Annotated in this window: 11 protein-coding genes and 1 pseudogene; 9 read left to right on the top strand and 3 right to left on the bottom strand. The window is 67.4% G+C overall.

Features of this window, described 5'->3' with window-relative positions:
* Positions 1-48: 48 nt before the first annotated feature.
* Positions 49-1,461, top strand: coding sequence for an NADP-dependent phosphogluconate dehydrogenase (gndA, locus tag WT24_RS20985; RefSeq protein ID WP_060035754.1), 1,413 nt, complete (start codon positions 49-51; stop codon positions 1,459-1,461).
* 200 nt (positions 1,462-1,661) lie between these two features.
* On the top strand, positions 1,662-2,006 hold the full coding sequence (locus WT24_RS20980; RefSeq protein ID WP_034205207.1) for a DUF4148 domain-containing protein: 345 nt from the start codon (positions 1,662-1,664) through the stop codon (positions 2,004-2,006).
* Between the two features lie 111 nt (positions 2,007-2,117).
* On the opposite strand, the gene WT24_RS20975 is transcribed toward WT24_RS20980, so the two are convergent.
* On the bottom strand, positions 2,118-2,438 hold the full coding sequence (locus tag WT24_RS20975) for a hypothetical protein (protein WP_011694691.1): 321 nt from the start codon (positions 2,436-2,438) through the stop codon (positions 2,118-2,120).
* 428 nt (positions 2,439-2,866) lie between these two features.
* Between WT24_RS20975 and WT24_RS20970 the strand changes: the two genes are divergently transcribed.
* Complete coding sequence (locus WT24_RS20970; RefSeq protein ID WP_059501179.1) at positions 2,867-3,601, top strand: peptidoglycan DD-metalloendopeptidase family protein; 735 nt, start codon at positions 2,867-2,869, stop codon at positions 3,599-3,601.
* Positions 3,602-3,666: 65 nt separating this feature from the next.
* Here WT24_RS20970 and WT24_RS20965 read toward each other — a convergent pair.
* Positions 3,667-4,301 (bottom strand): annotated as a pseudogene (locus tag WT24_RS20965) (Pr6Pr family membrane protein).
* 225 nt (positions 4,302-4,526) lie between these two features.
* Between WT24_RS20965 and WT24_RS20960 the strand changes: the two are divergent.
* The 5 genes from WT24_RS20960 to WT24_RS20940 all read left to right on the top strand — a co-directional run bounded on the left by WT24_RS20960 (position 4,527) and on the right by WT24_RS20940 (position 10,157).
* Positions 4,527-5,063: a cytochrome b gene (locus tag WT24_RS20960; protein ID WP_060035753.1), complete on the top strand. Its 537-nt coding sequence runs from the start codon at positions 4,527-4,529 to the stop codon at positions 5,061-5,063.
* Positions 5,064-5,218: 155 nt separating this feature from the next.
* Entirely contained in the window at positions 5,219-5,587 is a 369-nt protein-coding gene (locus WT24_RS20955; RefSeq protein WP_059793920.1) for a DUF2946 domain-containing protein, read from the top strand.
* An 83-nt stretch (positions 5,588-5,670) separates the two neighbouring features.
* Positions 5,671-7,803, top strand: a complete 2,133-nt coding sequence (locus WT24_RS20950; protein ID WP_060035752.1) for a TonB-dependent copper receptor — start codon at positions 5,671-5,673, stop codon at positions 7,801-7,803.
* A gap of 221 nt (positions 7,804-8,024) precedes the next feature.
* Positions 8,025-9,119: a triacylglycerol lipase gene (locus tag WT24_RS20945; protein WP_060035751.1), complete on the top strand. Its 1,095-nt coding sequence runs from the start codon at positions 8,025-8,027 to the stop codon at positions 9,117-9,119.
* Positions 9,120-9,122: 3 nt separating this feature from the next.
* Complete coding sequence (locus tag WT24_RS20940; RefSeq protein WP_060035750.1) at positions 9,123-10,157, top strand: lipase secretion chaperone; 1,035 nt, start codon at positions 9,123-9,125, stop codon at positions 10,155-10,157.
* A 30-nt stretch (positions 10,158-10,187) separates the two neighbouring features.
* On the opposite strand, the gene WT24_RS20935 is transcribed toward WT24_RS20940, so the two are convergent.
* On the bottom strand, positions 10,188-11,708 hold the full coding sequence (locus tag WT24_RS20935; RefSeq protein WP_060035749.1) for a PLP-dependent aminotransferase family protein: 1,521 nt from the start codon (positions 11,706-11,708) through the stop codon (positions 10,188-10,190).
* Between the two features lie 107 nt (positions 11,709-11,815).
* On the opposite strand from WT24_RS20935, the gene WT24_RS20930 reads away from it, so the two are divergent.
* Complete coding sequence (locus WT24_RS20930) at positions 11,816-12,916, top strand: ABC transporter ATP-binding protein (protein WP_060035748.1); 1,101 nt, start codon at positions 11,816-11,818, stop codon at positions 12,914-12,916.
* The last annotated feature ends 16 nt before the right edge of the window (positions 12,917-12,932 follow it).

Here is a 12,932-nt window from a genome sequence, read left to right as displayed (position 1 = left end):
GCGCGGCCCGGCTCGGGTCGCGCCCCGTTTTTTCCGGAGAATTGACTAATGGGCAAACAAGCAATCGGTGTGATCGGGCTCGCGGTGATGGGCCGCAATCTCGCACTCAATATCGAGAGCCGCGGTTACGCGGTGTCGGTGTACAACCGCAGCCGCGAGAAAACCGACGAACTGATCGCCGAATTCCCCGGCCGCAATCTGGTGCCGACCTATACGCTCGAGGAGTTCGTCGCGTCGCTCGAAACGCCGCGCCGGATCCTGATGATGGTGAAGGCCGGGGAAGCGACCGATGCGACGATCACATCGCTCAAGCCGCTGCTCGAGAAGGGCGATGTGCTGATCGACGGCGGCAACACGCACTTCACCGACACGATCCGCCGCAACCAGGAACTCGCGCAGTCGGGCCTGCATTTCATCGGCACCGGCGTGTCGGGCGGCGAAGAGGGCGCGCTGCGCGGCCCGTCGATCATGCCCGGCGGCCAGCGCGACGCGTACGACCTTGTCGAGCCGATCCTCAAGCAGATCGCCGCGAAGGCGCCGTCGGACGGCGAGCCGTGCGTCGCGTACATGGGCCCGGACGGCGCGGGCCACTACGTGAAGATGGTTCACAACGGCATCGAATACGGCGACATGCAGCTGATCGCCGAAAGCTACTCGGTGCTGAAGGACGTCGCGGGCCTGACCAACGACGAACTCGGCGCGGTGTACACCGAATGGAACCAGGGCGAGCTCGACAGCTACCTGATCGAGATCACGTCGAAGATCTTCGGCAAGAAGGACGAGGAGACCGGCAAGCATCTCGTCGACGTGATCCTCGATCGCGCCGCGCAGAAGGGCACCGGCAAGTGGACGAGCCAGAATGCGCTGGATCTCGGCGTGCCGCTGCCGCTCATCACGGAGTCGGTGTTCGCGCGCGTGCTGTCGTCGCTGAAGACCGAGCGCGTCGCGGCCAGCAAGATCCTGTCGGGCCCGGCTGCCGCGCCGTTCGACGGCGATCGTGCCGCGTTCGTCGAAGCGGTGCGCCGCGCGCTGTACCTGAGCAAGGTGATCTCGTACGCGCAGGGCTTCGCGCAACTGCGCACGGCGTCGGAAGAGTACGGCTGGAACCTCGATCTCGGGACGATCGCGAAGATCTTCCGCGCGGGCTGCATCATCCGCGCGCGCTTCCTGCAGAAGATCACCGACGCGTACGCGAAGGATCCGGCGCTCGCGAACCTGCTGCTCGACCCGTACTTCAAGGACATCGCCGCGAACTACCAGGCGTCGCTGCGCGACGTCGTGGTGGCCGCGGTGAAGGCCGGCGTGCCGGTCCCGGCGTTCGCGTCGGCGGTCGCGTACTTCGACAGCTACCGTTCCGAGCGGCTGCCGGCGAACCTTGTGCAGGCGCAGCGAGACTTCTTCGGCGCGCATACGTTCGAGCGCACCGACAAGCCGGGCAGCTTCCACGCGAACTGGTCGTAACCGGCGTGCGGCGGCGGCATTGTTGCGAAAATCTATTCTTTGAATAGGGTTTTTCTATCCCGGATGCCGACATTGTTGGCTCCGGGGAAACAGTGTTTTCGCTCTTTCATGGTTTTCCCTAGGTGCTGACGGGACTAAACTCTGTTCCATCGCTGCAGACATGGTGTGTGCGGCGGAGCAAAAAAATCCCGGAGGTAATCATGAAATCGCTGATCGCAACGTTCGCTGCTGCTGCTGTCCTCGCCGTCCCCGCCGTCTCGTTCGCCCAACAGAACGCGCCCGTCACCCGTGCACAGGTGAAGGCCGAGCTGGTCCAGCTGCAACAGGCCGGCTACAAGCTGGGCAGCGACCGGACCAACTATCCGGAAGGCATCCAGGCTGCCGAAGCCCGTGTGAACCCGCAACAGAACGTCGCTGCGGCCGACACGACCGGCTACGGTGCACAACCGGCCGCCGGCCAAGAGTCGGGCGCACCGGCTGCGGCCAAGACCGGCTGGCAAGTCAAGCGCATCTCGGACGGCGCACCGGTCTACAAGGGTCGTTAATGGTACGGCCGCGCTGGCGACCGCATCCGACCCCCTGTAGTACAACGGCCCGTCGTACCGCATAGCGGTACGACGGGCCGTTTTCATTGGCGGCGCGCGATGCGCCGCCGTTCAGTGCAGCGGGCGTCTGCCGCGCCCGATATCGCGAAACAGCGCTTCGGCGGGTTCCAGTACCTGCAGCCACGTTTCGTCGTAACCGCTCAGCGTATCGAGTGCGTCGCGCAGCCGTTCGATCGCGAGGACCGGCAATTCGACGCTGTGGCGCGTGGCGCCCGTCAGGTGCGTGACGCTCGCCAGCTGGACGAGCGCATCGGCCGCTTCGGCGACGTCGGTCGCGAACAGCAGGTGCCGGTTGAGCAATTCGACCAGACCGCTGGAACCGGCGAAATCGTCGGCGTCGAGCTGCACGGAGAGAAACGTCGCGTTATTCATTGTCATGCTCCTCGTTGTCGTTGGATCGCGCTGCGCATCGTCGAGTATAGGCGGCGATCGAAGCGGAGAATATGACGGGGCCGATACGGTCGGCGAGGATGACGGCACCCCGCAGGGAAACCTTCGAAGCCCCGGCCGAGCGGCCCGCCTGGCACGGCTCGCGGCCCGCCGGCGCGCCCGCGCGACGCCGCAAGATTGTTTCCGGATCCGCCAACTGTCGGGGCCTCGACCGCGACAAATGGTATCTTTGCCGATCGGGACGCGCGAAAAAGGGGCCGGTGAGCTCATTCGCGCCGACGTCCCGCTGTGGAAACTGACGGCCGCGACAGCGGTCGGATACTGGTTGATCCGGCCGTTCGGCCGGACATCGTGCGTCGCGTGCCGGGGGGGCGGTGGGCGGCGCAACGACGGCAAATCCGGGAGGACCCTTGAGAGAAACTATTCCCATCCACGACGCGCTCACGCGCTGGCTGCCGCAGGCGGCGCTCGTTGCCGCGGCCATCGCGCTTGCGGGCTGCACGATGACGCCGTGGACCGACAGTTGGCAACCCACGCGTCAACCGGCGCCCACGTCGGCTGCGACGCCGGGCGTGATTGCCGGCTATTACCGCGTGAACCCGGGCGATACGCTGGCGGGCATCGCGAACGCCTACGGGCAGCGCGTGCAGGACGTGGCCAGCTGGAACCACATGGCGCCCACCGACGCCGTGTCGCCGGGCCAGGTGCTGCGGGTCGCGCCGCCGCCGGCCGCGGCCTCGTACGGGCAGCCTCCCGCGGCGGCGGCCCAGCCGGGCTCGCTCGCATGGCCGGCCACGGGCATCGTCGCGACGCCGTTCTCGGCCGGCAAGACGCGCGGCGTCGTGATCGCCGCATCCGGGCCCGACCATTCGGTGCGGGCCGCGGCAAACGGGCGCGTGGTGTACGCCGGCTCCGGCGTCAAGGCGTACGGTCCGCTCGTGATCCTGAAGCACGACAACGGGCTCATCACGGCTTACGGGCACAACGGCAAGCTGCTCGTCAACGAAGGCGACGCGGTGCGCCAGGGGCAGCCGGTCGCCGAAATGGGCACCGACGCGAGCGGTCGTTCGACGTTCGAGTTCGAGGTCCGTCAGAACGGCAAGGTCGTCGATCCGATGAACTTCCTGCCGCGCAACGGCGGCTGATCGCCGGCATCGCCACGTGTGCGCCGGGTGGCGCACACGTTCCTACCTCTTTCACCCGTTCCCCTTCATCCTTCCCTGAGCGTCGCGCCGGCAGACTGTGTCGCACGATTGCCGAGCCAGCAAATGCCCAATGCGAGCGCCGCCGCGCCGAACGCGATCAGCGAACACTGGATCGCGACGGGCAGGTAGCCGTGCGGCCGCGGATCGACGAACGGGTAGGGATACCAGTTCTCCACCGCGCCGCGCACGAGCGTATAGCCGAGATAGACGACCGGAAAGCCGAGCCATGCGAATGCACTGCGGCGCGGAATCGGCGAGCGCGGTTCGACATACAGCCAGTCGCACAGCATCACGAGCGGCACGATCCGGTGCAGTACCCAGTTGTTGAACGCCGGCGTGACGTGGCGCAGTGCATCGAGCCGTGCGAGCAGGAGCTCGTAGACGATCGCGGTGATCAGTACAGCACCGCCGCGCCGCGCATCGATTCGTAGCGGGCCGAGCCGGGGCGCGCGATGCGCCACAGCCCCGCGGCCAGCATCGCGGCCGCGTAGAGGCTGCTCAATTGCGTGAAGTAGCTGAGATAGTTGCCGAGATGGAAATTCGGTAGGCGCCAGTAGTCGGCGACGCTGTGCAGCGTGGTGGACACCGCGAGCAACGCGGCGATCAGCCGGTAGGCCGCAACGAAGAACGCTTTGCTCATGATGCCCGCGCGCCGTCGCACCAAAGCTTCATCGTGCCACAGCCGCCTGCGTGCGCGATGCGGATTTTCCATAGGGCGGCCTTGCGCGGCGCGCGTCGACGATTCGTCGGATATTTGATCGCGCCGTGCAAAACCGGACGCCCATGCGGCTACAATCGCCACAGCGTTGCCAGGCGTCGGCCGGTTGCAGCTGGCGCCCTCCCCGAATACAACACGAGACGAAGCATGAAAAACATCCTCGCGAAACAGACGCGCTACAGCTCGCCCGCGATCTTCTTCCACTGGGCCATCTTCGTGCTGGTCGCGCTGGCCTACCTGGCCATCGAGATTCGCGGACCGAAAGGCAGCGACAGCCGTGCGTTCTGGATGAACGTGCATCTGACGGCCGGTACGTTGGTCCTCGTGCTGTCGGTGCTGCGCGTGCTGTGGCGGGTCGTCAGCCGCGTGCCGGAAGCGATCCCGCAGGCGGCGCTGCTGCGCTGGCTGTCGAAGCTCGCGCATGTCGCGCTCTACGTGTTCATCATCGCGCAGCCGCTGCTCGGCATCATGACGGTCAACATGGGCGGCAAGCCGGTGTCGCTCGACTGGCTCGGCGTGTCGTTCACGCTGTTCGGCCCCGACAAGGCGCTGCGGCCGACGATCAAGGAAGCGCACGAGCTGATCGGCAACGCGTTCTATTTCGTGATCGGCCTGCATGCGCTGGCCGCGCTCTACCATCACTTCATCCGGCGCGACGACGTGCTGCGGCGCATGACGCCCTGATCGTCCCGTTTCCGGAGTATGCAGCAGGCGGGGGCGCATGGTTGCGTTGGCAACCATGCGCCCCCGGTTCGTTTACTTTCGCCCGCACTGTTCACCGCGTCGAACATTCTGTAACATCTCGGCTGCCTTTACATTCCGCTTACTCGTCGCCGCGCATGCTGCACCGACATCGTCACCTGACTGCCTGGCTTGGCCTGCTCGCGATCTGGATCGCGATCGCGGCGCCGCTGGTGTCGCAGTGGCGTATCGCGCAGGCGGCCACCCCCGATGCGATCGTCTGCAGTACCGAGCATGGTGCGCATCGTTCGTCCGATACGGGCGGCATGCACGGTCATGCACTGCATCTCGACGCGTGCGGCTACTGCGGCTTCTTCGCGCATAGCCCGGCCATCGGCGCGCCTGCCGCCGCATCGGTCGACTCCATTCCCGTCGTTTCCGCTTCCGCCGTCGCGTCGCCTGCCGTCGCGGCGCGCAGCGACCGCTATCCGCGCGCCTATCCACGCGCACCGCCCGAGCGCGCCTGACGCGTTTCCCGCCGTTCCTACTTCCGCCGATATCCGTGCGGCCCGTCGAGGCCGCGTGGAGGGCGTCACTCGGGCTTTCGATCATGACCAATTTCCAGTTGCGTGCGCCGTGTGCGTCACGCAATGCCGGTGCGCGACCGCTGCCGCGCATGCTGAAACTTACCGTTCCCGCGCTGGCCGCCAGTGCGCTGGCCGCGAGCGCCGCCGCGGCCGACACCCCGCATGCGGCCGGCGCGACGGCGGACGCCGCCGCCGTGCTGTTGCCGCCCGTCGAAGTCGTCGCGTCGCCGCTGTCGACGCCGCTCGTCGTCGTCACGGATCCGAAGGCGCCGCGCCAGCCGCTGCCCGCGAGCGACGGCGCCGATTACCTGAAGACGATTCCCGGCTTCACGTCGATCCGCAGCGGCGGCACGAACGGCGACCCCGTGCTGCGCGGGATGTTCGGGTCGCGGCTGAACATCCTGGCGAACGGGATGCCGACGCTCGGCGCGTGCCCGAACCGGATGGACGCGCCGACGTCGTATATCGCGCCGGAAAGCTACGACAAGGTCACCGTCGTGAAGGGGCCGCAGACCGTGTTGTACGGTCCGGGCGCGTCGGCCGGCACCGTGCTGTTCGAGCGCGTGACGCCGCGTTTCGAGCGCCCCGGCATGCGCTTCGACGGCAGTCTCGTCGGCGGGTCGTTCGGCCGCAACGACCAGAATCTCGACCTGAGCGCCGGCACGCCGGACGTCTATGGCCGCGTGACCGCAAACCACGCGCATTCGCAGGACTACGAGGACGGCAACGGCAATACCGTGCCGTCGCAGTGGGACAAGTGGAACGCCGATGCGGCGCTCGGCTGGACCCCCGACGACCATACGCGCGTCGAGCTGACCGCCGGCACCGGCGACGGCTATGCGCGCTATGCAGGCCGCGGGATGGACGGCGCGCATTTCCGCCGCGAGACGTTCGGCCTGTCGTTCGACAAGCGGCATCTCGGCGACGTGCTCGACCGGATCGAGGCGCGCGTGTATTACAACGAAGCCGATCACGTGATGGACAACTATACGTTGCGGCAACCCGACCCGACGAGCAGCATGCCGATGCGAATGGCCTCGGAAGTGCGACGCCGCACGGTCGGCGCGCGTGCGGCCGCGACGTTTCGCTTCGGCGACGACTTCAAGCTCGAAACGGGCGTCGATGCGCAATCGAACCGGCTCGATTCTCGCGCGTCGATGGGGCAGCAGAACTACCGCGACCAGCCGTGGGGCGCGCAGGCGACGATGTGGAACGCGGGCGTGTTCGGCGAGCTGACGTGGTATGCGAGCGACGTATCGCGCGTGATCGGCGGCGCGCGCGTCGACTATGCGAGCGCACGCGACAAGCGTGCGATGCAGCGCGGCATGATGACGAGCAAGCCGAACCCGACCTTCGACGACGATCGGACGAAGGTGCTGCCGAGCGGCTTCGTGCGTTACGAGCGCGATCTCGCGTCGCTGCCCGTCACGTGGTACGCGGGGATCGGCCACGCGGAGCGTTATCCGGACTACTGGGAACTGTTCTCCGCGACGCGCGGGCCGGCCGGTTCGGTCAACGCGTTCTTGGCGGTGCAGCCGGAGAAAACCACCCAGCTCGATATCGGCGCGCAATACAGGAGCGACCGGTTCGATGCATGGGTGTCGGCGTACGCGGGCTACGTACAGGACTTCATCCTGTTCAACTATGCGGCCGGCATGATGGGGCCGACCACGCAGGCAACCAACGTCAACGCGCAGATCATGGGCGGCGAAGCCGGCGTGTCGTGGCGACCCGTCGCGCCGCTGCGCGTCGAGACGTCGCTTGCGTATGCATGGGGGCGCAACGTGGCGAGCGGCGATCCGCTGCCCCAGATGCCGCCGCTCGAGGCGCGCATCGGGGTCGAATACACGCGCGGCGCATGGTCGGCGGGCGGCCTGTGGCGCATCGTTGCGCCGCAGCATCGCTACGCGCCGAACGAGGGCAACGTGGTCGGCAAGGACTTCGGCCCGAGCGCCGGATTCGGCGTGCTGTCGCTGCATACGCAGTACAACGTCAGCAAGACCGTGCAGATCTCGGTGGGCGTCGACAACGTGCTCGACAAGGCCTACACCGAGCATCTGAACCTCGCCGGCAACGCGGGCTTCGGCTACCCGGCGAACGCGCCGGTGATGGAGCCGGGGCGTACCGCGTGGGTGCGCGTGAGCGCGAAGCTCTAGCGCGCATCGCGCATGTGCGTCGCAGCATGCGCCTGCCGGAACGCCGCACCGCCCGAACGGGCGGTGCGCGTCAACCGATTAGAGAACCGTATCTAGTCGGGGCGCAAACGTTCGCGAGTCGTGCTTCACTCCCGCAGTCGACACACACGGTGCGCGCGATGCGGCATGCGTGTCGATCCGGTGTCATTCGCACCGGCAGCACAATAATCAGGAGAACATGCATGGCCAGATCGATGCGTTCCAGGGTAATGGCAGGGGCAGTGGCATGCGCGATGAGCGTCGCGCCGTTCGCGGGGACGGCCGCGCTGATGACGCTCGCGACGACGCGCACGGCGATGGCGGCAACCGCGCCAGTCGACGACTATGCGACGACGCGCTATCCGATCATTCTCGTGCACGGGCTGACCGGCACCGACAAGTATGCGGGCGTACTCGAGTACTGGTACGGCATCCAGGAAGACCTGCAGCAGCATGGCGCGACCGTCTACGTCGCGAACCTGTCGGGCTTCCAGAGCGACGACGGCCCGAACGGGCGCGGCGAACAGTTGCTGGCGTACGTGAAGACGGTGCTCGCCGCGACCGGCGCGACCAAGGTCAATCTCGTCGGTCACAGCCAGGGCGGGTTGGCGTCGCGCTATGTCGCGGCCGTCGCGCCCGATCTCGTCGCGTCGGTGACGACGATCGGCACGCCGCATCGCGGCTCCGAGTTCGCCGATTTCGTGCAGGGCGTGCTCGCGTACGATCCGACCGGGTTGTCGTCCACGGTGATCGCTGCATTCGTCAATGTGTTCGGCATCCTGACGAGCAGCAATCACAACACGAACCAGGACGCGCTCGCGTCGTTGAAGACGCTGACCACCGCGCAAGCCGCCACCTACAACCAGAACTATCCGAGCGCGGGCCTCGGCGCGCCCGGAAGCTGCCAGACCGGTGCGTCGACGGAAACCGTCGGCGGCAACACGCATCTGCTGTATTCGTGGGCCGGCACGGCGATCCAGCCGACGCTTTCCGTGCTCGGCGTGACGGGGGCGACGGACACGAGCACCCTTCCGGTCGTCGATCCGGCGAACGCGCTCGACCTGTCGACGCTCGCGCTGTATGGCACGGGCGCGGTGATGATCAATCGCGGCTCGGGCCAGAACGACGGGCTCGTGTCGAAGTGCAGCGCGCTGTACGGCAAGGTGCTGAGCACGAGCTACAAGTGGAACCATCTCGACGAGATCAACCAGTTGCTCGGCGTGCGCGGCGCGTATGCGGAAGATCCGGTCGCGGTGATCCGCACGCATGCGAACCGGTTGAAGCTCGCGGGCGTGTGATCGATGGCGGCACGTGAAGGGCGCGCGCCGCTGGCGCGGCGCGTGGCGATCTATGGTGTCGCGGGGCTGGCGGCGGTTGCCGGCGTCGCGATGTGGAGCGGTGCGGGATCGCATCGCGGCACGGGCGCCGCGGGCGATGCGCCGGCGGCGGCAGCGGTGGGCGGCGTGGCGGCTGCCGCACCGCATCCCGCCGTGCCGGCGAGTGCGGGCCTGCCGCCGTCGCTCGCCGGTTCCAGCGCACCACGGTTGCCGCTCGATGCGGGCGGGCATCTAGCGAAGTCGCGCGCGGTGCGCGATTTCTTCGACTATTGCCTGAGCGCGCAGAGCGACCTGAGCGCGTCCGCGCTCGATGCGTTCGTCGTACGCGAGATCGCCGCGCAGCTCGACGGCACGGTCGCGCAGGCCGAGGCGCTCGACGTGTGGCACCGGTATCGCGCGTATCTCGATGCGCTCGCGACGTTGCGCGATGCCGGAGCGGCCGACAAGTCGGACCTGGGCGCGTTGCAGCTTGCGCTGGATCAGCGCGCGTCGATCGCGTACCGCACGCTCGGCGACTGGAGCCAGCCGTTCTTCGGTGCGGAGCAGTGGCGGCAGCGCTACGACCTGGCACGGTTGAAGATCGTTCAGGATCGCTCACTGACGGATGCGCAGAAGGCCGAGCGGCTCGCGGCGCTCGAACAGCAGATGCCGGCCGACGAACGCGCGGCGCAGCAGCGGGTGGACCGGCAGCGCGCCGCGATCGACCAGATCGCGCAATTGCAGAAGAGCGGCGCGACGCCCGATGCGATGCGCGCGCAACTGACGCAGACGCTCGGCCCCGAGGCGGCGGCACGCGTCGCGCAGATGCAGCAGGACGATGCGTCGTGGCAGAGCCGTTACGCGGATTATGCGGCGCAGCGTGCGCAGATCGAATCGGCCGGTCTGTCGCCGCAGGATCGCGACGCGCAGATTGCCGCGCTGCGGCAGCGCATGTTCACGAAGCCCGGCGAAGCCGTGCGCGCGGCATCGCTCGATCGTGGAGCGGGCAGCGCGCATTGACGAATCGGGTGTCGCCGTATGCGGCGGGCTTCATGCCGCGCGCGTGATGTCTCGCGGCAGATGGTGCTCGATGGTATCGGCGAGCGTGTCGAACGCGGGGCGGATGCCTTCGTGCGCGACGCATGCATAGCCGAGCAGCAGGCCCTGTCGCGCGGTGTCGAGGTTGCTGTAGTAGCTGGTGAGCGGGCGCACGATCACGCCCGCGTCGAATGCGCTCTGCGTGACGGCGCGATCGTCGCACGCGTCGGGCAGGCCGAGCACCAGATGCAGGCCGGCTTCGTCGCCCATCACCGGCAGCGCGTCGCCGAAGCGCGCGCGGATCGCGTCGATCATCAGTTGCCGGCGCTCGCCGTACAGCGTGCGCATTCGTCTGACGTGCGAAGTGAGATGGCCGTCCATGATGAATTCGGCGAGCACGGCCTGCTGCATCAACTGGCCTTCGCGATACAGCTCCGACAGCCCGGTGCGGAAGGTGTCGACCAGATGCTCGGGCACGACCATGTAGCCCATCCGCAGCCCCGGGAACAGCATCTTGCCGAGACTGCCGACGTAGATCACGCGGCCGCCATCGTCGAGCCCCTGCAGCGACGCGAGCGGGCGGCTGCCGTAGCGGAATTCGCTGTCGTAGTCGTCCTCGATGATCCAGCAGCGGTGCTGGCGCGCATATTCGAGCAGCATGCGGCGCCGCGCGAGACTCATCACCATCCCGAGCGGGTACTGATGCGACGGCGTGACGAGCACGAGCCGCGGCGGACGCTGCATGTCGCTCGCGCGCGGGTCGAGCCCTTCCTGGTCGACCGGCACCGGCGCGAGCGTGAGGCCGGCCGCCTGCAGGACGCTGCGCACGCCCCAGTAGCAGGGTTCCTCGACCCACGCGCGATCGCCGATGTCGGACAGCAGCCGCACCGCGAGATCGATCGATTGATGGATGCCCGTCGTGATGATCACCTGGTCCGGCGAGCATTTGACCGAGCGCGCGACGCGCAGGTAATCGGCGAGCGCGCGCCGCAGCGGCCGGTAGCCGCCGCCCGGCGCATAGGTCAGCAGTTCCGGATTGGCCTCCTTCCACAGCCGCGCCTGCAGGCGGCTCCACGTGCGGCTCGGGAATTCCGACACGTCCGGCACTCCTGGCATGAACGCCCCCCACTGGCGCCGCGAGACGCCTGCATGCTCGATCAGTTGCCGCCCGCGCATCGACAGGCTGCCCTGCGCGTCGGGCGGCGGCGGTTCGTCCGCGACCGACGACGGCGCGGCGCCCGGCGCGCGGATCGCGGCGGCGTCCGGCCGCGTGTCGGCCACGTAGGTGCCGCTGCCGGTCGTCGTCAGCACATAGCCTTCGGCCGTCAACTGGTCGTACACGTGCAGGACCGTATTGCGCGCGATCGACAGGTCGCCCGCGAGCGTGCGCGAACTCGGCAGCTTTGTTCCCGGCCCCAATTCTCCGGTCAGGATGGCCTGCTGCATCAGTTGCAGCAGTTGCCGGTACATCGGTTCGGGCGAACTGCGGTCGATGCGGGCGGAGAGCCAGTCGGCGACGATCACGGTATCCAAAGTGGTCCTACTTGGAATATTGAAATGGTTCCCTATTGTAGAACCGTGCGCGCCGTATAGTGACTCGCATCTCAAAATCAATTGCGCGGAGCCAGGGGGACAGCACGATGAAGTCCGATGATGTGATCGTCAGCTTTCGCGGCGTGCGGAAGACCTACGACGGCGAGACGCTCGTCGTCAAATCGCTCGACCTCGACATCCGCCGCGGGGAATTCCTGACGCTGCTCGGGCCGTCCGGCTCGGGCAAGACGACCTGCCTGATGATGCTCGCCGGCTTCGAATTCCCGACGGGCGGCGAGATCCGCCTCGACGGCGAGCTGCTGAACAACGTGCCGCCGCACAAGCGCAACATCGGCATGGTGTTCCAGAACTACGCGCTGTTTCCGCACCTGACGGTCGAGCAGAACGTCGCGTATCCGTTGACGGTACGCAAGCTGCCCGCCGCCGAGCGCGCGGAGCGCGTCGCGCATGCGCTGAGGATGGTGCAGATGGAGCGCTTCGCGAAACGCTATCCGGCGCAACTGTCGGGTGGCCAGCAGCAGCGCATCGCGCTGGCGCGCGCGCTCGTGTTCGAGCCGAAGCTGGTGCTGATGGACGAGCCGCTCGGCGCGCTCGACAAGCAGTTGCGCGAACACATGCAGTACGAACTGAAGGCGCTGCACGAAAAGCTCGGCGTGACCTTCGTGTACGTGACGCACGACCAGGGCGAGGCGTTGACGATGTCCGATCGCGTCGCCGTGTTCGACAAGGGCATCGTGCAGCAGCTCGACACCGTCGACCGCCTGTACGAATCGCCGTGCAACGAATTCGTCGCGAACTTCATCGGCGACAGCAACCGGCTGCGCGGCACCATCGCGCGCGTCGACGGCGAATTCTGCGAATTCCGGCTCGACGACGGCACGAAGCTCGTCGGCCGCCATATCGGCGAAGCCGCCGAGGGCGCAGCGGCCGTCGCGTGCATCCGCCCCGAGCGCATGAGCCTCGCGGCGCACGGCGCGAATGGTGCGAACGGCACCGCCAATTGCGTGAGCGGCGAGGCGCGCAGCCTCATCTATTTCGGCGATCACGTGCGCATGCGCTGCGCGCTGCCCGGCCAGGACGAATGTTTCGTGAAGGTGCCGCTCGGCACCGGCGCGCTCGACGCGTTTTCGCCCGGCGCGCCCGTCTCGCTTGCGTTCTCGCCCGAACATTTGCGCGTATTCGCGTGAGCACGGTTTACCTAGT

The organism is Burkholderia sp. MSMB1078WGS (genome assembly GCF_001528895.1).
In the GTDB taxonomy this organism is placed as follows: domain Bacteria; phylum Pseudomonadota; class Gammaproteobacteria; order Burkholderiales; family Burkholderiaceae; genus Burkholderia.
This window is presented reverse-complemented; position numbering and strand designations above follow the sequence as displayed.